The organism is Fibrella aquatica (assembly GCF_041321135.1).
Taxonomy (GTDB): Bacteria; Bacteroidota; Bacteroidia; order Cytophagales; family Spirosomataceae; genus Fibrella; species Fibrella aquatica.
The window spans coordinates 231,222-250,522 of sequence record NZ_JBGGWF010000002.1; the positions used below are offsets into that span (position 1 = coordinate 231,222).

At 50.2% G+C, this 19,301-nt stretch carries 16 protein-coding genes; 11 read left to right on the forward strand and 5 right to left on the reverse strand.

All coding sequences use genetic code 11. From position 1 onward, the window contains the following. The first annotated feature begins 72 nt into the window (after positions 1-72). The 4 genes from ACAW87_RS04860 (at position 73) to ACAW87_RS04875 (ending at position 3,635) form a co-directional block, all read left to right on the forward strand. On the forward strand, positions 73-1,971 hold the full coding sequence (locus tag ACAW87_RS04860; protein WP_370722032.1) for an outer membrane protein assembly factor BamB family protein: 1,899 nt from the start codon (positions 73-75) through the stop codon (positions 1,969-1,971). Between the two features lie 84 nt (positions 1,972-2,055). Next, positions 2,056-2,913, forward strand: a complete 858-nt coding sequence (locus ACAW87_RS04865; RefSeq protein ID WP_370722033.1) for a dienelactone hydrolase family protein — start codon at positions 2,056-2,058, stop codon at positions 2,911-2,913. Between the two features lie 166 nt (positions 2,914-3,079). Continuing rightward, entirely contained in the window at positions 3,080-3,313 is a 234-nt protein-coding gene (locus ACAW87_RS04870) for a hypothetical protein (protein ID WP_370722034.1), read from the forward strand. Next, positions 3,303-3,635, forward strand: a complete 333-nt coding sequence (locus tag ACAW87_RS04875) for a type II toxin-antitoxin system RelE/ParE family toxin (protein ID WP_370722035.1) — start codon at positions 3,303-3,305, stop codon at positions 3,633-3,635. Before ACAW87_RS04870 ends, ACAW87_RS04875 begins: the two co-directional genes overlap by 11 nt. A 75-nt stretch (positions 3,636-3,710) precedes the next feature. Here the strand turns inward: ACAW87_RS04875 and ACAW87_RS04880 are convergent, their stop codons facing one another. Next, entirely contained in the window at positions 3,711-4,586 is an 876-nt protein-coding gene (locus ACAW87_RS04880) for an AraC family transcriptional regulator (protein ID WP_370722036.1), read from the reverse strand. 343 nt (positions 4,587-4,929) lie between these two features. Here ACAW87_RS04880 and ACAW87_RS04885 point away from each other — a divergent pair, with 343 nt between their 5' ends. From ACAW87_RS04885 to ACAW87_RS04910, 6 genes are all read left to right on the forward strand, one after another. Further along, complete coding sequence (locus tag ACAW87_RS04885; RefSeq protein WP_370722037.1) at positions 4,930-6,798, forward strand: sodium:solute symporter family protein; 1,869 nt, start codon at positions 4,930-4,932, stop codon at positions 6,796-6,798. 132 nt (positions 6,799-6,930) lie between these two features. Beyond that, positions 6,931-8,142: a glycoside hydrolase family 130 protein gene (locus ACAW87_RS04890; protein WP_370722038.1), complete on the forward strand. Its 1,212-nt coding sequence runs from the start codon at positions 6,931-6,933 to the stop codon at positions 8,140-8,142. Positions 8,143-8,153: 11 nt separating this feature from the next. After that, a complete protein-coding gene (locus tag ACAW87_RS04895; RefSeq protein WP_370722039.1) occupies positions 8,154-9,350 on the forward strand; it encodes an AGE family epimerase/isomerase in 1,197 nt (398 codons plus the stop codon). Positions 9,351-9,416: 66 nt separating this feature from the next. After that, positions 9,417-9,956, forward strand: a complete 540-nt coding sequence (locus tag ACAW87_RS04900; protein ID WP_370722040.1) for a DUF4442 domain-containing protein — start codon at positions 9,417-9,419, stop codon at positions 9,954-9,956. Then, positions 9,949-10,614, forward strand: coding sequence for an alpha/beta hydrolase (locus ACAW87_RS04905; protein WP_370722041.1), 666 nt, complete (start codon positions 9,949-9,951; stop codon positions 10,612-10,614). The genes ACAW87_RS04900 and ACAW87_RS04905 overlap by 8 nt, the downstream gene beginning before the upstream one ends. A gap of 101 nt (positions 10,615-10,715) precedes the next feature. Further along, positions 10,716-12,800 (forward strand): PAS domain-containing sensor histidine kinase, encoded by a 2,085-nt coding sequence (locus tag ACAW87_RS04910; RefSeq protein WP_370722042.1) that lies wholly within the window; start codon positions 10,716-10,718, stop codon positions 12,798-12,800. 83 nt (positions 12,801-12,883) lie between these two features. Here ACAW87_RS04910 and dnaJ read toward each other — a convergent pair whose 3' ends face one another. The 3 genes from dnaJ to ACAW87_RS04925 form a co-directional block, all read right to left on the reverse strand. Beyond that, positions 12,884-14,056, reverse strand: coding sequence for a molecular chaperone DnaJ (gene dnaJ / locus ACAW87_RS04915; protein ID WP_370722043.1), 1,173 nt, complete (start codon positions 14,054-14,056; stop codon positions 12,884-12,886). A 155-nt stretch (positions 14,057-14,211) separates the two neighbouring features. Continuing rightward, positions 14,212-14,796: a nucleotide exchange factor GrpE gene (locus ACAW87_RS04920; RefSeq protein ID WP_370722044.1), complete on the reverse strand. Its 585-nt coding sequence runs from the start codon at positions 14,794-14,796 to the stop codon at positions 14,212-14,214. 97 nt (positions 14,797-14,893) lie between these two features. Beyond that, positions 14,894-15,772, reverse strand: a complete 879-nt coding sequence (locus ACAW87_RS04925) for a DNA/RNA non-specific endonuclease (RefSeq protein ID WP_370722045.1) — start codon at positions 15,770-15,772, stop codon at positions 14,894-14,896. A gap of 245 nt (positions 15,773-16,017) precedes the next feature. Here ACAW87_RS04925 and ACAW87_RS04930 point away from each other — a divergent pair, with 245 nt between their 5' ends. Beyond that, on the forward strand, positions 16,018-16,440 hold the full coding sequence (locus ACAW87_RS04930) for a hypothetical protein (protein ID WP_370722046.1): 423 nt from the start codon (positions 16,018-16,020) through the stop codon (positions 16,438-16,440). A gap of 175 nt (positions 16,441-16,615) precedes the next feature. Here ACAW87_RS04930 and ACAW87_RS04935 read toward each other — a convergent pair whose 3' ends face one another. Continuing rightward, positions 16,616-19,075: an outer membrane beta-barrel protein gene (locus tag ACAW87_RS04935; RefSeq protein ID WP_370722047.1), complete on the reverse strand. Its 2,460-nt coding sequence runs from the start codon at positions 19,073-19,075 to the stop codon at positions 16,616-16,618. Positions 19,076-19,301 lie beyond the last annotated feature (226 nt).

A 19,301-nucleotide genomic window follows, 5' to 3' on the forward strand; every position in this document is an offset into this window, starting at 1 on the left:
CAAACTCGCTGCTGGATTTCTGCTGAAAACCCGCGCGAGATCCACCATCTTTGAGAGCCTATTTGCAACGAAATGAAAAAACGACTCATCCTGCTTGTCCTGTTGCTGTGGAGTGGCCTGTCGGCCATCGCTCAGTCAACTTCTCCCGAGAAACCCATCCGCTTTGCCTTTGTGACCGATACCCATGTGGGCGCTCCCGAAACGGCGGCCGAAGACTTGCGCCGTACCGTGGCCGACATCAACGCCATGGCCGCCGACCTCGACTTTGTGGTATTTACGGGCGATGTGACGGATTTCGGCAGCGAAACCGAATTTCTGGCCGCTAAACAGATCATCGACAAACTGACCCTGAAATGGTACATTTTTCCCGGTAACCACGACACAAAATGGTCGGAGAATGGCTGCAATAGCTTTCGGAAAGTGTTTGGTGCCGAGCGGTTTGTGTTCGATGCAGGCAAATACCGATTCATAGGCTGTGGCAGTGGACCCAATATGCGAATGTCGCCGGGACTAGTGGCGAGGGAAGATGTGCTGTGGCTTCGGGACGAAGTGGCCAAACTGGCGGGGTCAGACAAGCCGGTTATTTTCATGAACCACTACCCGCTCGACCCCGGACTGGCAAACTGGTATCTGCTTATCGATGAACTGAAAAAGACAAACATACAGGCTGCTTTCTGTGGACATGGTCACGCCAATAAAGCCATGGATTTCGAGGGTATTCCGGCAACAATGGGCCGGTCCAATCTGCGGGCAAAAGATGCAGTCGGTGGGTACAACCTCGTCACGATGCGCAACGACTCTATGTATTTCGCCGTCAGAAGGCCTGCCGTAGGGGCTGAGGAGGGCAAAACGGCCGCACCTTGGCGAACCATTGTGCTCAAAAATCATCAGTTCAGTAAAGCCGATGGTAAAAGCACCCAGACCGACCGGCCTTCCTACGCCATTAACGAGCAATTTGCCGGGGCCAAAGCTGTGTGGCAAAAGCAGGACAGCAGTGACGTTGGAGCGGGCATGGTCGCCGACAAAAAACAGGCTATTTACCCAAACACCAACGGGCAAATTGTGGCGTTGAACCTCCTCGACGGCACGGTAAACTGGCGGTTTGGTACGCGGGGTAAAGTGTATTCAACGCCCGCCATGCAGAAAAACCGGGTGGTCGTTGCCTCGACCGATGGGGCAATCTATTGTCTCGACAAAAAGACAGGTACTTTGCTCTGGAAAGTAATCACAGGTGGCCCTGTTGTTGCCAGCCCACTGATCGACGGGAATACCGTGTTTATCGGTAGTTCGTCAGGTACGTTCCGGGCGTTGTCGCTTAAAAACGGATCCGAGAAGTGGACGTTCACCGGTGTTAAGGAGTTCGTTGAATCGGTGCCGGTGGTCGATAAAGAACGGGTGTACGTTGGCTCGTGGGGGTCGACTTTTTACGCCCTGACCAAAAAGACCGGCCAACTAGCCTGGACGTGGACCAACGGAAAGGGTCGCAATTTTTCGCCTGCCGCCGGTACGCCATTACTCACCAACGGCCGCTTGTTCCTGCAAACGCCCGACCGAACCGTCACGGCGCTCGATGCCAAAACAGGCGCTGAAATCTGGAAATCGAACCAGTTCAAAGGCTTTGAATCCAGCGGATTATCGGCCGATCAGTTGCTGATGTACGTCAAATGCATGAACGACACGCTATGGGCGCTGTCGACCCGGAGTGATTCACCGAAGGTTGAGTGGTTCGTGAACTGTAAATACGGCTACGAAATCAGTCCGTCACCCGTCACCGAGCAGGGCAACACCATCTACGTACCTACAGATGACGGTGTGCTCTACGTTGTTGACCGGCAAAAGCGGCAGGTAGCTTGGGCGCATAAGCTTTCCAACGCCATGCTAAACCGGGTATGGCCTCTGGCGAATAACGAGGTACTGGTCAGCACCATGGACGGTATCGTGGCTCGACTACGATGGAAACCCGGCAACTAAAAGACTGTCAACGCATCTATTTCGTTGCCACTGAGTACATTGCCAGTCACAACTTCTTTACTGAAAAACTAACCGGGACCCGCTATGGATCAGCGCATCATCAATCTATTCGACGAATACACGCACAAGCCGCTCAAACGCGACGATTTCTTGAAACGTTTGGCTAAACTAACGGGTAGCATGGCGGCGGCCATGACCGTTTTGCCCTTACTGGAAGTCAATTATGCCGAAGCGGCAACCGTTCCGCAGCACGATGATCGGATCAAAACTGAGTCGATCACGTACCCCGGTGCCGACACCACTATGAAAGGCTATCTGGCTCGTCCGGCAGCGGCGGGCAAGTACCCGGCAGTGGTAGTCATTCACGAAAACAGGGGGCTGAATCCACACATCGAAGACGTAACCCGTCGGCTGGCGTTGGCTGGTTTTCTAGCCGTAGCTCCCGATGCGCTGTCGGCGGCTGGAGGAACGCCAACCGATGAGACCAAAATGAGGGAACTGTTTGGTAAACTGGATGCCACCGTCACCCGCAACAATTTTGTAAAGGCAGTTGAATACCTCAAATCACATCCAGACAGTACCGGAAAAGTAGGTTGTGTGGGTTTCTGCTGGGGTGGTGCCATGTCGAACCAACTGGCTATTCATGCCCCCGATCTGAAAGCGGCGGTACCGTTCTACGGCCGCCAGCCCGAAGCCGCCGACGTACCCAAAATCAAAGCCGCTGTTCAATTGCATTACGGTGGGCTGGATGAGCGCGTCAACGCGGGCATTCCGGCCTACGAAGCTGCTTTGAAAGCCGCCAATGTGCCCTACGAATTGTACATCTACGAAGGAGCCCAACACGCTTTTAACAACGACACGGCCCCAACCCGCTACAATGAAGCCGCCGCCAAGCTAGCCTGGGAACGCACCACTAAGTTCTTGAAAGACAAGTTAGTGTAGTTTTCCCACTATATTGTTTAGCTGAGCCTGTAATGCGTATTCTATCTGGGTAGACTCAGACCACATTACAGGCTCATGCATATACGCCGTTTCTCAAGATGAAATCCGAGAATTAATTTTTGCTGACTTTGTCAATATTGTCGATATTTGAGAAAAGCTATAATAGATGAGTCTACAGGTAATCCACGATAGTAAAGGGAATCCTACCGGCGTTTTCATTCCGTTGCAAGATTGGAAACAGCTAAAGAAGCGTTATGCCGATTTAGCAAAACTTGAGGTTGAAGAACCTACACAAGGACAACTTATTGCTGAATTGAAAGAAGCGATTCAGGAACTCAGCGCTATAGAGAAAGGAACCAAACAAGCCAGACCACTAGCTAATCTGCTTGATGAGTTATAAGATTTTCACACTGTCAATCTTTGATAAACAGGTGAAACGATTGGCTAAAAAATACCCCTCTCTTAAAGCTGATTTAGTACGTTTAGCCAATGAACTGATCGATAATCCTGTGTCAGGTCAATCACTTGGTGGTAATTTTTACAAGGTTAGACTCAAGATCAGTTCAAAACGAACGGGAAAGTCGGGCGGTGCCCAAGTGATTACTTATGTCAAAATTATAGATGAGCATATAACTCTATCATTCATCTACGACAAAGCTGATCGGGATTCCATTTCAGATTCAGAATTAGATGCGCTGCTTTCGCTATTGGAGGATAAGTAGGTCCGTAACCAGCTTTCTATCCAATAAATGGCTATCTGGAGCAAAAAAAGCGATGTGTGGCTTATAATATCAAACTCAAATAAATACCCGTGTGCCTGAATAATTCTGGCGAAACTCGCGGGGGGTACATCCATTTTTGCTGCGGAATACCCGGTTGAAATAGGAGATGTTGTTGAACCCACATTTATAGGCAACCTCCGTAATCGTATTCGTAGTGTCGATTAGCAAGCGTGAGGCCTGACCCAGCCGGATCTCGTTCAGGCTCTCGATAAACGTTTTCCCTGTCCGTTTCTTGATAAACCGGCTAAACGACACCTCGCTCATATTCACCAGATTAGCTACATCGGCCAGGGCTATGTCCTTGTCATAGCTTTCGTGCATGAAGGCAAACGCTTTTTCAATCCGGCGGCTATTGTAGTTTATCTGTTCGTTGGTGAAGGCCGTGTTCGACAGCGTCCGCATATTGCGCGATGTAGACAGGTCATGCAGGATCGACATCAGTTCCAGCACCGAATCAAAGCCGTTTTTCTGCGTCAACGCCTCTAGTCTTGGACGAATGGTGGCGGCTGTTTCCTGCGAAAAAAGTATCCCCTTTGCCGACCGATCCAGCAGAGCCCGTATAAAGCTAAGCTGATTGCGCCTCAGAAATTTCTCATCAAACAGGTTTCGGTGAAACTGAATTGTTACCTCCCGAACGCCCGTACAACTTTTAGTTGGGTCGAACCAGCCGTGGGGGAGGTTACTACCCACCAAGACCAGATCAAGGTCGTCGGTCAGCGCCGTATGATCGCCCATGATTCGTTTCACCCCCTTCGTATTGGCCAGGAAATTGAGCTCGTACTCATCGTGATTGTGCAATGGAAAATCAAATACTTTATCCGTTCGGTGAAAAAGGGTAAAGCAGTCGTTCTGAGTGAGTGGGGTAATTTCACGGTATATCGTACTCATCATATTAGGGTGACTGGAAGTGCTAGAGGAGCAAAGAAAGTAAATATAGACGTATTGAGTTGTTAAAAAAGTATTATAACTATTATATCGATTTGACGTCTATGCAAAAGGAATAGTATAGCTGTGAGCGAAAAAAATACTGTAAAATAAGAATCAGACCTGAAAAAAAGGTTGACTATTATATTGATAACGCTTTTTTGGTCGACTTAAAGATAAAAATGTACTATGCACCAGGGTGCTGTCATTCCTAGTTTTGTTGCTCGCATGCATCGGGGTAACCGGCCTATAAATCGGATATCCGACAGCCGACATCCAATATCTCTACTCCCTTAAAACCCTCTGATCTGTGAAACTCTCTGCCCTCGATATCTGCATTATCGTCGCCTATCTGGTTGCCGTTATTGTGATGGGCTTAGTACTGAAAAAACGGGCTTCCAAAGACAAGGAAGCCTACATGCTGGGAGGCAAAACGCTACCCTGGTACATGCTCGGCCTGTCGAACGCTTCTGATATGTTCGACATTTCGGGCACGATGTGGATGGTGTCACTCGCGTTTGTCTACGGCATGAAAAGCCTCTGGATACCCTGGCTCTGGCCGGTATTTAACCAGATTTTCATGATGATGTACCTGTCGGTCTGGCTTCGTCGATCCAATGTTACCACCGGTGCCGAATGGATCGGCACGCGGTTTGGCACCACAGGGAAAGGCGTGATGGCCTCGCATACGATTGTGGTAGTGTTTGCGCTCCTAAGCTGCCTTGGTTTTCTGGCCTACGGCTTTGTTGGCCTCGGGAAGTTTGTCGAGATATTCATTCCTTACAGCAGTATTTCGGCCTACGTTCCCTTCACTATTCCGGCCGAGTATGTACCCCATTTTTACGGTGTCATTTTCACGGCCGTAGCTGTGTTTTATGCTATTTTAGGCGGTATGACCAGTATTGTAATCGGCGACGTGCTGAAATACGTGATCATGAGTATTGCCGCCGTGGTAATCGCCTGGATTGCCATGAACAACCTGAGTACACAGGCGCTGACAGTACCCCAAGGGTGGTATACGCCCTTTTTCAGTTGGGAACTGAACGACCTCGACTGGACCGGTATGATTGATGAAGTGAATGCTAAAATTAAATCGGATGGCTATTCGCTGTTTGGTATTTTCTTCATGATGATGGTTTTTAAAGGCATTCTGGCCAGTTTGGCCGGCCCGGCGCCAAACTACGACATGCAGAAAGTACTCTCAACTAAATCGCCGCAGGATGCCGCCAAAATGAGCGGTTTCGTGTCGATCGTGTTACTTCCGGTTCGCTACGCTATGATCATGGGTTTTACCGTGCTGGCCCTACTACATTACGATCAGCTCGACCTTCGGTCAGCAACTGGTATCGATTTTGAGAAAATTCTCCCCTCAGCCATTCTTCAGTTCGTGCCGGCAGGCCTGATGGGTCTGCTGCTGGCGGGATTACTGGCTGCCTTCATGGGTACGTTTGCCGGTACACTCAATGCCGCGCAGGCCTACATGGTGAATGATATTTACCTCAAATACGTCGAGCCAGAGGCGTCGAACAGTCGTATTTCAACGATGAATTACGGGTCTGGTTTGCTGGTGGCAGGTGTGGGTATTCTGATGGGTTTCTTCGCCAAAGATGTGAATAGCATTTTGCAATGGATCGTGTCGGCGTTGTATGGCGGGTACGTTGCCGCCAACGTGCTGAAATGGCATTGGTGGCGATTCAACGCAAGTGGCTTTTTCTGGGGGATGCTCGCCGGTATCGTTCCTGCGCTTATTCTACCGTCGATATTTAAAGAAACGCTGGAACTGTATTATTTCCCGGTGCTTTTCGGCCTGTCGCTGGCGGGTTGTATCGCGGGTTCATTACTAACGCCCGCCACCAGCGAAGACACGCTGAAGTCATTCTACAAAACCATTCGCCCATGGGGTTTCTGGGGGCCAATCCACGATAAAGTGGTGGCCGAAGATCCATCGTTCGAGGGAAACAAAAACTTCCGGCTCGATATGTTCAACGTGGTTATCGGCATTATTGCCCAATGTTGTCTGACCATGTTGCCGATGTATCTGGTCATCAGAATGTATGCAGAACTAACGGTAACGGTTGGTATTCTGGCCGTTTGCATCATCATCCTGAAACGTACATGGTGGAATAACCTGCCAACCGATGCCCCCGAAGTTGTTAAAAAAGTAGTATTCACTCATTAAACTACCCCACCCCCAGCCCCTCCCCGTTAAGGAGGGGGGTGTACCACACAAAAGGCGATGCCAGGTGGCGGAGCTACTCGGAAGTGGCTCCCCTCTCTAACGGAGAGGGGTTGGGGGTAAGGTCAACAACCTATGAATTCTGTTTTCCAAAAACGTCTTGCCCTGTTGGAAGAGGCCCATTTTGAGTTGATCAACCGCGGCAATGCTAAGCGGCCACTTGGCAACGGGATTTATGATCGGTACACGTACCCGGTGCTTACGGCAGAGCACGCCCCTCTGTTTTGGCGGTATGATCTGAATCCCGAAACGAACCCCTACTTAATGGAGCGGTTTGGTATTAACGCCGCTTTCAACGCCGGAGCCATTAAACTCAATGGCAAATACCTGCTGGTCACACGCGTGGAAGGTATGGACCGGAAATCGTTTTTCGCCGTGGCCGAAAGTCCAAATGGCGTGGATAATTTTCGGTTCTGGGATCGGCCCATTACTATGCCCGAAACCGACCTACCCGACGGCAATGTGTATGATATGCGGGTGGTGCAACATGAAGACGGCTGGCTATATGGCCTGTTCTGTACCGAGCGCAAAGACCCCAACGCCAAACCTGGTGACGAATCGTCGGCGCTGGCGCAATGTGGGCTGGCCCGCACCCGCGATATGCTAACCTGGGAACGGCTGCCCGATCTGAAAACGCCCTCGCCGCAACAACGGAACGTGGTGCTTCATCCCGAATTTGTTGATGGAAAGTATGCGTTTTACACTCGTCCGCAGGATGGCTTCATCGAAGCGGGCACTGGCGGCGGCATCGGCTTTGGCTATGCTGATTCGATGGAAAATGCGGTCATCGAGAAGGAGTTTATCGTTGATGAGAAGCACTACCACACCGTTTATGAAGTAAAAAATGGACAGGGACCGGCACCGATCAAAACGGAGATAGGCTGGCTGCACCTGGCCCACGGTGTGCGCAATACCGCCGCTGGCCTGCGGTATGTGCTCTATCTGTTTCTGACTGATTTAGCCGATTTGACCCGGGTGACGCACAAACCAGCGGGCTATTTCATTGCCCCGGAAGGCGAAGAGCGCGTTGGTGATGTCTCGAACGTAACCTTCGCCAACGGATGGATTCTGGATGATGATGGTACCGTTTTTATCTACTACGCCTCGTCAGACACTCGCATGCACGTAGCTACTTCAACCCTCGATCAACTGCTCGATTACGTAGTAAACACACCTGCCGATGGGTTCCGCTCAGCTGCTTCCGTTGAACGTCTGAATGCTTTGATTGATAAAAATAAAGCGTGTCAGCAGGTTGAAGGGGGTGTAGCGAGTAATATGATGTACTAAAAATAAACCCGATGACCCGCCTCGACCCCGCTCAATACAAACAGGAAATGGCTTCAGAACTGACGTCAATTCTGTCGTTCTGGTTGACCAATAGCCTCGATCATGAACGGGGTGGCTTTATTGGGCGGCTGACCGGAGACGGGCAGGTTGATTCGAATGCCCCTAAAGGAGCCGTTCTCAACGCCCGTATACTCTGGACATTTTCGGCGGCGGCCCGGCATGGAAGAAACCCTGAATACCGGGCCGTTGCCGATCGGGCGTTTGGGTATTTTATTACCCATTTTATTGATCAGGAACACGGGGGTGTATATTGGTCAGTTTCACCGGAAGGCGAACCGCTGAGTACGCGCAAGCAGATTTACGCGCTGGCGTTCGGGATTTATGGCCTGAGCGAATACTACCAGCTTACAGGTGAACCAGACGCACTGTCAATCAGTCAGGGGTTGTATCGCTGGATTGAAACACACAGTTTCGACGCAGAGCGGGGTGGGTACTTAGAAGCGTTCAGCAGGGAAGGTGAGTGGCTGACGGATCTGCGGCTCAGCGAAAAAGACCGGAACGACCCCAAAACGATGAATACCCACCTTCATATTCTGGAAGGCTACGCGAACCTGTACCGAGCCTGGCCCGATGCCGGGTTAGCTACGCAGATCCGCGCGCTGCTGGGTACGTTCCAAACCCACATTCTCGATCCGGAAACGCAGCAGATGCGTCTTTTCTTCAGTGAAGACTGGCAACCCACGGCCAATCTGGTGTCTTTCGGTCACGACATTGAAGCCGCGTGGCTCTTGCTTGAAGCCGCTGAAGTACTTCACGATGAAGCCTTAATCGACGAATTTCGTCGACTGGCAGTATCTATGGCAAAAGCGACAACAGCAGGCCTTCAACCCGATGGCAGTCTGTTTCATGAACTAGACCGGGCCACGAACCACTATGACACTCATCGCGAGTGGTGGGTCAGTGCCGAAGCAATGATCGGTTTCCTGAATGCCTGGCAACTCACAGGCGACAAAGCTTTTTACGAATACTCTGTAGCCAGTTGGCAGTTTATTCAGAAACACCTACTTGATAAGCAGGGTGGCGAGTGGCAATGGGGCGTTTTGGATGATTATCAGCCCATGACTTCAGAAGACAAAATCGGCTTCTGGAAGTGCCCGTACCACAATGCTCGTGCATGCATGGAAGTAATTGCGCGATTAACCCGGTAAATTTGTTGGTTGACTGACAGTAGTATCGGATGCTATTCGTCAGCTACCTCAACAAATAACCACTTAATGAAACCTGCGTTTCTACAAACAGACCGCACCGAATCGGGTAAAACTTGGCGGTTCAGAACCTTCATGAACTGGTACCCCATGTATTTCGGTACAGGAGGCAAAATCCTATTCTGGTCGAGCGATTGGCAGGAGGTGCACCTGCGCCTGCGCCGCAACATCTGGACCTATAACTATGTCGGGACGATTTTTGGCGGGAGCCTGTTTTCTGCCGCCGATCCGTTTTACATGCTCATGCTGTATCAGGTGCTAGGGCGCGAATTTGTGGTGTGGGACAAAGCTGCCACCATTCGCTTCCGCAAACCGGGTCGATCAACTCTCTATTCCCGGTACGTTCTAAGTAGCGATTTGATCGACGGTATTCGGGCCGATGTGGCTGCCAAGGGGCAAACCGAACGCGTGCTGCCGCTTGAGTGGCTTGATGCCGATGGCGTTGTACACGCGCAGATTGAACGGACACTGTATGTGGCTGATAAAACGTATTACGAGACTAAAAGCAGGATCGCCAATCGTCGCGGTTCGATCGGAAAGCATGATTGAAGAACATCACATACCGGTTCAGCGTACAGCACGGTACTATACGCTGGGTACGTTATCGGAGAAGACTCGCCGAGTCTGGGTGGTGCTGCATGGGTACGGTCAGTTGGCCCAACACTTTATTCGCCGGTTCGATGTGGTAGCCGATGAAGAAACCCTTGTCATTGCCCCGGAAGGCCTGTCGCGTTTCTATACCGATCAACAGGCCGGTAAGGTAGGTGCCTCCTGGATTACTCGCGAAGAGCGTGATCATGAAGTGGTCGATTATGTGGCGTACCTCGATCAGGTGCTGGCCACCGTGCTGGCTGACCGTTCACTCGATAGATTCGAGATAACGTTGATGGGCTTTTCGCAGGGGGCTTCAACCGTTTGTCGATGGCTTGAAAAGAGTGAGTTGCTTCGGGCCAAACGCCTGGTACTTTGGGCTGGCTTTTTCCCGAACGGCCTAAGCGATGTGCTGCGACCAGAGACAGTAGCTGGCATGTCGGTAGAATACGTATATGGCCTTGATGATGACTATATTAGCCACCTCCCCGACGTTGAGCAATACCTGCATCGTCTGGTTAATGATATTCCGCATCTACAACTCATCCCGTTTAGCGGGAAACACGTTGTTGACCGGGTTGTGTTACAGAGTCTGTTATCTAGTACCTCCCAATAACGAGCCGACCATTTAATCATTTTAAACTAGTGATCCGATACATAAGTTATACGATTGCATAGTACTGAGTAGAACACAACCACACCACACGAGCGTCATACATGAGTGGCAAACCTACGCCCTTCGAGCAAGACAGTATATCTGAAAACGAGCGCTTAACCTTTGCTCTGGACGCAGCTGGCGTTGGAACCTGGGATTATGATCTGATTACTGGAAACTCCCAGTGGTCGGTTGTCTGTAAGCAGTTGTTCGGTCTGGCGGCTGATGCGCAAGTAACAGGGTCAATTTTACTACAACAGGTACATGCAGACGATCGGGAGCGGGTAGATCGGGCCAATAAAACCGCGCTGAATCCTGCTAGTGACATAAAGCACCACGTCATTTTTCGCACGCTCCATCCCAACGAAGCTATTCGCTGGATTGAGGCCAAGGGCAAAACTATTCGGAATAGTCAAAACCAAATCATCCGGTTCAGTGGCATTGTACAGGATGTTACGGAGGCCATTGTAGCGAAACAGCAGTTTGAACATGTTCAGCGTCAGGTGCTCGATTCGTTTGAGCAGGCACCGGTTGCGATTGCCGTCATTAAAGATCCTGAGTTGACGTTCACCATGGCCAATCACTTTTATGGCCAATTGGTGGGTCGCAATCCCGACGAACTGATTGGCAAACCTTTGTTGAGTGCATTGCCGGAGTTGGTGGGTCAGGGCTTTGATCTTCTCCTTCGAGAGGTAATCCGCACCGGTACTCCCTATCTGGCCGAGGAGGTGGTAGTGGACCTGGTTCGTTTTGGTAAGCCCGAGACTATCTACGTAGACATGACCTATCAGCCTATGCTTGCACTCAATGGTGAGTTAGGAGGCGTACTGGTCGTTGCCTCCGATGTGACGCAGCAGGTGTTGAGCCGACAGAAAATTGAAGAAAGTGAAGCCCGTTTTCGGTCATTAGTCGAGGAGGCTCCCGTGGCTACCTGTTTGTTTGTAGGTCCCGACCTGATCATCGACGTAGCCAATGAAGCCATGATCAATGTATGGGGAAAAGGACTATCGGTTATCGGTAAACCGCTAGCAGAGGCACTACCCGAACTGAAGGATCAGCATTTTCTGCCGTTACTCGATAATTTGTTCACAACAGGTGAAACGTATGCGGCCAAAGCAGGCCGGGCCGACTTATATGTGGATGGCTTGTTACAGACTTATTATTTTGATTATACGTTCAAACCCTTGCGACACCTGGATGGCAGCGTATACGCCATTCTGGAAACGGCTGTCGACGTAAGTCAGGAAGTGAAAACCCGGCAAAAACTGGCACAGAGTGAAATGCAATACCGTATGCTCTCGGCTGAACTGGAAGTAAAGGTGCAGCAACGCACTGAAGAACTGGAAGCGGCCAATGAAGAACTAGCCTCAATTAATGAGGAACTGCTGGTCTCCAACGAAGAGCTAGTGGGATCGACCGATTTGTTGCGTCGGTCTAATGATAATCTGCAGCAGTTTGCCTACATCGCCAGTCATGATTTGCAGGAACCTCTACGCAAAATTCAACAGTTTAGTGGATTGTTGAGCGAGCAGTATGGCGAGGCACTGGGTGAAGGGGTCGACTACCTTCAGCGGATGCATATGGCCGCAAGTCGAATGTCTACACTGATTCGGGATTTACTGGCTTTTTCGCGAATCTCTATCTGGCAAGACTCTCAGGGTGCCGTTTCGCTGAATGAGGTAATTAACCTGGTTATCAGCGATCTGGACATGGTGATTCAGGAAACGGGGGCTGTATTAGACGTAGGCCACTTACCAACGGTAGTGGGGGATGCGTCGCAGTTGGGTCAGTTGTTCCAAAATCTGATTAGCAACGCCCTTAAATTTCGAAAACCAGATCATTCGCCTGTAATTAAGATACGTTCCTCTTTGGTTACGGCCTCACAACTACCAGAGTCTATCAAGCCTGCCCGGCAGGCGAGTGCTTATCATCAGCTTGTTGTATCAGACAACGGAATTGGGTTTGATCAGAAATATGCCGGCCGCATTTTTCAGGTTTTTCAGCGGTTGCATAGCAAGGCTAAGTATGCGGGAACCGGTATAGGCCTGTCTATTTGCGATAAGGTCGCCGTAAATCATGGAGGTGTAATCACGGCCGATGGTCGGCCCGGTCAGGGCGCTACGTTTCGGTTGTACCTGCCCATTTGATACTGCCTTGTCAGGGCTGCCCGTGCCTAATTTAATGTTCCAACTACATGACCAGTAGTGGCCATGTAGTTGGAAAAGATAGGTCAACCATGAAAGAAATCTTTCATTTTGTCGAAGAAACCTTTATCGCTTTTGTTTGGTCGGGGATAAAAGTTGGGCGATGAACGTAGCCGTTCGAGAATAGCCCGCTCTTCTGAGCTCAATATCTTAGGTGTCCAGACGTTGACATGAATTAACTGGTCGCCACGTCCGTAGCCGTTCAAATCTTTAATGCCTTTTCCTTTCAGGCGGAGGATTTTACCACTTTGCGTGCCAGCCTCCAGCGTGATTCGGGCTCGTCCGTCAATGGTGGGGACCTCTACGCTTGTGCCCAGGGCTGCATCTACGAAGTTAACGTACAGGTCAAAGACCACGTTGGTACCGTCGCGTTTTAGGTCTTCGTCTTCTTCTTCTTCAACCACAATCAGCAGGTCGCCGGCCACACCGCCTCTGGGGGGTACGTTCCCTTTACCACCAACTGATAGCTGGATTCCTTCGGCTACACCCGCCGGAATTTTGATCGGAATAACATCCTCCTGCAAAACACGTCCTTCACCGTGGCAAACGTCGCAACGGTCTGTTACCATTTTGCCTTCTCCATTACAGGTAGAACAGGTCGCCGTAGAGACCATTTGCCCGAGCATGGTGTTCACCACCTTCCGGGTTTGGCCCGAGCCCTGGCAGGTTTGGCAGGTTTGTACTGCCGTCCCGTTTTTAGAGCCGTTGCCGCCACAGGTTTGGCAGGCTACATGGCGTTTTACCTTAATTTTCTTCTCAACGCCGTTGGCAATTTCCTGAAGGTCGAGTTTCAGCTTGATGCGCAGGTCAGAGCCGCGCCGTACGCGCTGCCGCTGCTGGCCACCGCCGCCGCCACGACCACCACCGAAGAACGAGCCGAAAGGAGACTCATCACCGAATATGTCGCCAAACTGACTGAAAATATCGTCCATCGACTGACCACCGGCTCCGTAGCCGCCGCCTGCTGCGCCTCCCAGTCCGGCATGACCAAACTGATCGTACCGAGCCCGTTTATTATCGTCGCTCAGCACATCGTAGGCCTCCGCCGCCTCCTTGAATTTTTCTTCGGCGGTAGGGTCGTCAGGGTTTTTATCCGGGTGATGTTTGATCGCCATCTTGCGGTACGCCTTTTTAATCTCGTCCGCTGAGGCTTTCTTATCGATCCCCAAAATCTCGTAATAATCGCGTTTCGTTGCCATCTCTTAAAAATTAAGAATTAAGAGTTAAGAATTAAGAGCGGTTCGCCGCTGCGGTTAAGAGTCGCCTTTGGTCAAGACTATTGAAATTGAGCAGAGCAACTCTTAACCGCAGCGGCGGACCGCTCTTAATTCTTAATTCTTAACTCTTAATTGATCTATGCTCCTATAATCACTTTTGCGTAGCGGATTACCTTTTCGTTGAGGAGGTATCCTTTTTCAATTTCGTCGATCACCTTGCCTTTTAGGTCTTCGGTGGGAGCCGGGAATTGGGTTACTGATTCGTGCAGGTCAGCATTGAAAACTTCGCCTTTGCTGGCCATTGGTTTAAGCCCTTTTCCCTCCAGCACTTTCGTGAATTTGCTGTAAATGAGGTTAATTCCTTCTTTGGCCGCGGCAACGTCGGTGGTGGAGTCAAGCGCTTGCATGGCCCGTTCAAAATCATCGACAACGGGTAACAGATTCACCATCAAGCCTTCGCTTGCCGTTGAGATAAGGTCTAGTTTCTCCTTTGCCGTACGCCGACGGAAATTTTCAAAGTCAGCATATAAACGCAGGTATTTATCTTTCATTACCGCCAGTTCAGAGCCAATCGCTTCAGCAGGTTCAGGCGTTTCGTCGGCAGTCTCATTTTCCGGCGTGCCGCCGTTATTTACTTCGGCCTCATGGTCTGCGGTGGTAATGGGCTCGGTTGAGTTGTCAGGTTGTGACACAGACTCGTCCACAATGTCTTTATTTTCCATACAAACAGGTCGTATTTCTCGCTAATTCAGATTGTAAAGGTACTCGCAAATCAACTGCCAAAGCCAACGGGGCTGACAAGATGGCACATTGGGTTGGTTACTGCACCGTTAGGTATACAGACTGAATCGCCGTCTGATCAACAGTGGCTTCTATTACCTGTTGAATGGCGGTGGGTACGTTCGATAGCAGGTTGTATCCCGTGCGCTGCTCGATCTGATCAATACTCACCCGATAGTCCGACCATTTCGCGTCGCCGGTGGCGTTTGTGTTTGGCATCCATACGGCAATAATGCGGGTTTGGCCGTTTATCCGATTCAGATCGTTGTTGCCTGTGGGTAAGACTACGATGACTTTCCACAGAGCAGCCGGAATGGTTAATCGGCCATCAGACAGCATCGACGCGGTTCCGTTGTTGCCGATTCCTCCCTGTCCACTACTGCCTGCAATGATATAGCACTCGTTGCCTGTTGCCAGCAATGAACGGGTGTAGTCTTCCAGCAATCGCCAACTCTGCTGATTAAATCGCGGGGCCTGTGGCACAATGTTCGAGAGGGTAAAAGTCACTCGATTTTCAGTAGCCGTGGAATCACGGTCATCGGATGGACAGAGATGCCCCCGGTCGAAACCGGAGTTGGTATAGTCGGCATGACGTACCTGATAGGCGCCGACAGGCAGGTTGGTTTCGGGAATGAAATTGCCGCTATACCGGGCTGCACTCCCTTTCCAGGCGGTCGATAGATGCCAGCTTACCCAGTTTGGCGTGCTGCGACCGGCATTGTAGCCAACTACGAACATTCCTTTGTCGATAAGGTAATTGTTTACATCCGACGTGCCTGCGCCCGAGGGGTTTCCCAGGGCCAGGTTATTGTCGCGGGTTGGTGTGAGTATACCGAGGTTGGGAGTCTCAGGCTGCTTACAGCCAGAAATCATTACCAGCCAGAATAGGCTGGTGAGCGCGACATAAATCGATTTCATGCGTTGAGTGATACAGTATCCTGCAAAGTTCACTCAACTATTCTAAGTTGATATAGTATATATTCTTTTTAATCGACTTGTTCGCCAATGCATAGAAAAACCAGTCTTTATTGAGGCGTTGGCGCTTTTAATCGATTTGGGACTATGCAGCTATAGGGTAGGCTATTAGCTACAATATGTAGACAAGGAGCTAATAACACTTGCTGTGTATTCGTTACAAAAAGACTAAACCCTCTCATGCCACTATGAAATACGCGCGCTCATTCACCATCCTGTTTGCTTTTCTGTATTGTGGGCATACGTACTCATTCGGTGGGTCTGTCACCTTTTCTGAAAGAGATTCGTTGCCGGATCAACAAACTGCATTACGCTTCAGAGCAAGGCATTTTGCCGTTAACAATGAGCAACCACGTAAGCAGATGCTCACTTTGTTAATTCAACCTGGTAATACAGCATCTGCCAGAGAGGTAGCTTTACCAATTGGTACTGACATCCGTACCATAAGCGTTATATCAGGCGATGAGCTATTGCACGTCGAAAAAGACTATGTGTTCCTGCCAACAACGAATCGACTTCGTATTCTAAATGAGAATGCGTTGAACGCTAAGCTTCCTATTCGTATTGCTTACGAACATCCAAATCTGACGATTTCAACGGTCAGTCATTAATTACCAAGCATCCAGTAGAGTGATGCTACAAAATAGGCATGCAATTTTTGATAGTTCGTTGATTATCAGTCAATGAAAAAGCCAGTCCTCATGGTGGGACTGGCTTTTTAGTTTACTTAACCTAAACTAATCAAAGATTGGTGCCTGCTCCCCGAGAGCAGGATTGGTGTCTGTTTTAGCTACCCGATTGCATGCGTGTTTTCAGATCGTCGGCACCGGTGTTGCGCTGACGGGCGGCTTTCACGTTCTGATTGCCAAATCGGTAGGTGAAGGAGGCCCGAATGACGCGGCTTTGCCAGAATGATTTGACCGAGAAGTCGATGTCCTGAAACTGGGCGACACCAATGAACCGGTTAGTCCAGAACAGGTCGTTCATGTTCAGGCTCAGGCGTCCCTTTTTCTCCCATAGCTGCTTTTGAATACCAACTGAAAGCGCTCCCTGTGGCCTGAACCGGTAAAATCCGTAAACGCCAGCTCCATTATAATATCCGCTTATTTCCATCGACGTGGTCTTATTCAGCGTCAGGTTTTGGCTCGTATACACGTTCCACGAGGTTTGTTGCAGGGTGAGCAACTGATCGTTGTAGAACGTTTTGTAATTGTTGTAGAAGCCCGACAGGTTGGTCTGCATCTGCCACCAGTTGGTGACCTTTACCGGAAAGCTGATGGTCAGGTTGATGTTATCCTGATGATCGATGTTTTCGCTGGTGACGAACGTTTTATTCTCGGCCGGAATCTGGCGGGGTACTTCGCTGATAATGGCGTCGGAGATGCGGCTGTAGGCGAGTGTAGTAATAAACGTCTGTTTGTAGGTGTGGGTAACCTGCACTGAATTGGTGAACTGCGGCCGCAGATTCGGATTGCCCTGCTGGTAAGTGAACGGGTCGAGAAAGAAAACGAACGGGTTCAGTGTCTGGTAATTAGGACGGTCGATACGGCGGCTGTAGTTGAACGAAACTGCGTTATTGGTGTCAAGTTGTTGGGTGAGGAAGAGGCTCGGAAACAGGTTAGTGTAGGTACGTTCCCGCACGTCGTTGAGCGTAACCGAGTTGCCCACTGAATTGGTATGTTCCAGCCGAAGACCGGTCTGAATCTGTGTTTTTTTGCTGAGTTGGGTGCTGTAGTTCACATAGGCTGCCGAAATGCTTTCCGTATAAATGAACCGGTTCGACCGGGTAAGGTCAGCCGACCAAACGTCTGACTTCGTTTCAAACGTCAGGTTATTATCCGACTCTACGCGGCTTGTTTTCAGTCCGGCCTCCATTTTACCCTTGCCAATCGGGTGCGCATAATCGAGTTTGCCAACCAAAATGCTGATGGACGACGGCATGATGTTACGCACCGAATCGGGTTGACCAGTTGGCGTTCTATCGGGGGTAAAATACTGGGTGCCCAGGACGTTGCGCGAGCGGCCATCGTAGGTGACATAGTCAACATCGGCGCTCAACTCCCGGCCATTTTCGTTGAAGAGGTGCTTAGCGTTGAGGTTGTAATTGAGGTTAGTCAGTTTATTGGCGGCAACGCCATTGGTAGCGAAGCGGCGGGTGACAGCCAGTTGCTCATCCAGAATATCGGTGTTGCTCTGCGAGTTGGGCTGATCCCAGGATTCGGCAAAACCGCTGAACAGCACGCCTAACGTGGTTTTTTTGGTAACCGACCAATCAGAGCCAACCTTAAAATTATGGTTTTGGCTGCTGCTGAATCGGCGGCTGTGCTGATCGAAGTAGGTAACGGTTCCGTTGAACGGAATGCTGCGGTAAATGTCGTTCCGGTTGAAGTTGTTGTATTGGCCGAAGCTATAGGTGCCAAACATATTGACTTTTCCTTCGCGGTGATTCAGGTTCAGCGAGGTTGATGCCCTACCGCGACCGTTGGGCTGAAGGGTTTGCCCCGCGCCCAGGGTAATCGTTCCGTTAGTGCCAAAATTCTTGTTCTTTTTAAAGCGGATATTAATGATGCCTGAATTACCGGCCGCGTCATATTTAGCCGAAGGGTTAGTGATCACCTCCAGCTTTTCCACGTTATCGCTCGGCGTATTTCGAAGCAGGTTCATCAGTTCCTGCGTGGAGAGGTACGACCGTTTGCCATCGATTTCAACAATGACGCCGCCTTTGCCCCGCACTTTTATTTCTTCGTTTTGCTGATCGACGGTAACGCCCGGTGCTTTTTCCAAGACTTCCAGCAACGTATTGCCCGCCGCTACCGCACTGTTTTCCACGTTTACCACCATACGGTCAACTTGCTGTTCAATGAAAGGTCGTTTGGCAACAACCGTCACTTCGGCTAGCTTCTTTTGCTCTTCCGTGAGTTTCAGCACCGGCATTGTGATTGTCAGGTGGTCGGCATCGATGACGAAAGGAGCGGAATAGCTTTTTGCATATCCCACCTGTTGCGCCGCCAGTCGATAGGTACCGATGGCAATGTTGTCGAACAGGTACGTTCCTTCGGCGTCGGCAATGGCACCTTTTACCAGGGTTGAATCGCCTGCTTTCAGCAACAGCATGGTTGAGAAGGGAAGGGCCTTGTCGGTCTGATCCAGGCATTGACCGGTGATGCTGCCGCGTACAGGTTGCTGAGCCTGTGCCAGGGTTATGGTAAAGCAGCTTATGACGATGAGTAGAATGAGTAACCGCATGAGAAAGGAGGCTGTTGCCGTTATTGATGCTGTAAAGCAAAGGTACTATGTACTGCATAGTACCTGATCTTACACGAACGGCCGGATTGCCGGGTTTAATGGTTGCAAAAGTGGGCTATCGATTTTGTTAATCTAGTCTCAGGCAAGACTACTCAAAAGATGAAAAAACGGGGACTCAACGTTGCATGCCGGGAAAATTAAAGTTCGTTAAAAACAGAAAACATCC

Coding starts and splice junctions, on each gene's coding strand:
- ACAW87_RS04895 (WP_370722039.1), top strand. CDS start 8,154: ATGACCCGCCTCGACCCCGCTCAATACAAACAGGAAATGGCTTCAGAA.
- ACAW87_RS04890 (WP_370722038.1), top strand. CDS start 6,931: ATGAATTCTGTTTTCCAAAAACGTCTTGCCCTGTTGGAAGAGGCCCAT.
- ACAW87_RS04875 (WP_370722035.1), top strand. CDS start 3,303: ATGAGTTATAAGATTTTCACACTGTCAATCTTTGATAAACAGGTGAAA.
- ACAW87_RS04905 (WP_370722041.1), top strand. CDS start 9,949: ATGATTGAAGAACATCACATACCGGTTCAGCGTACAGCACGGTACTAT.
- ACAW87_RS04900 (WP_370722040.1), top strand. CDS start 9,417: ATGAAACCTGCGTTTCTACAAACAGACCGCACCGAATCGGGTAAAACT.
- ACAW87_RS04870 (WP_370722034.1), top strand. CDS start 3,080: ATGAGTCTACAGGTAATCCACGATAGTAAAGGGAATCCTACCGGCGTT.
- ACAW87_RS04930 (WP_370722046.1), top strand. CDS start 16,018: ATGAAATACGCGCGCTCATTCACCATCCTGTTTGCTTTTCTGTATTGT.
- dnaJ (WP_370722043.1), bottom strand. CDS start 14,056: ATGGCAACGAAACGCGATTATTACGAGATTTTGGGGATCGATAAGAAA.
- ACAW87_RS04925 (WP_370722045.1), bottom strand. CDS start 15,772: ATGAAATCGATTTATGTCGCGCTCACCAGCCTATTCTGGCTGGTAATG.
- ACAW87_RS04860 (WP_370722032.1), top strand. CDS start 73: ATGAAAAAACGACTCATCCTGCTTGTCCTGTTGCTGTGGAGTGGCCTG.
- ACAW87_RS04910 (WP_370722042.1), top strand. CDS start 10,716: ATGAGTGGCAAACCTACGCCCTTCGAGCAAGACAGTATATCTGAAAAC.
- ACAW87_RS04865 (WP_370722033.1), top strand. CDS start 2,056: ATGGATCAGCGCATCATCAATCTATTCGACGAATACACGCACAAGCCG.
- ACAW87_RS04935 (WP_370722047.1), bottom strand. CDS start 19,075: ATGCGGTTACTCATTCTACTCATCGTCATAAGCTGCTTTACCATAACC.
- ACAW87_RS04880 (WP_370722036.1), bottom strand. CDS start 4,586: ATGATGAGTACGATATACCGTGAAATTACCCCACTCACTCAGAACGAC.
- ACAW87_RS04920 (WP_370722044.1), bottom strand. CDS start 14,796: ATGGAAAATAAAGACATTGTGGACGAGTCTGTGTCACAACCTGACAAC.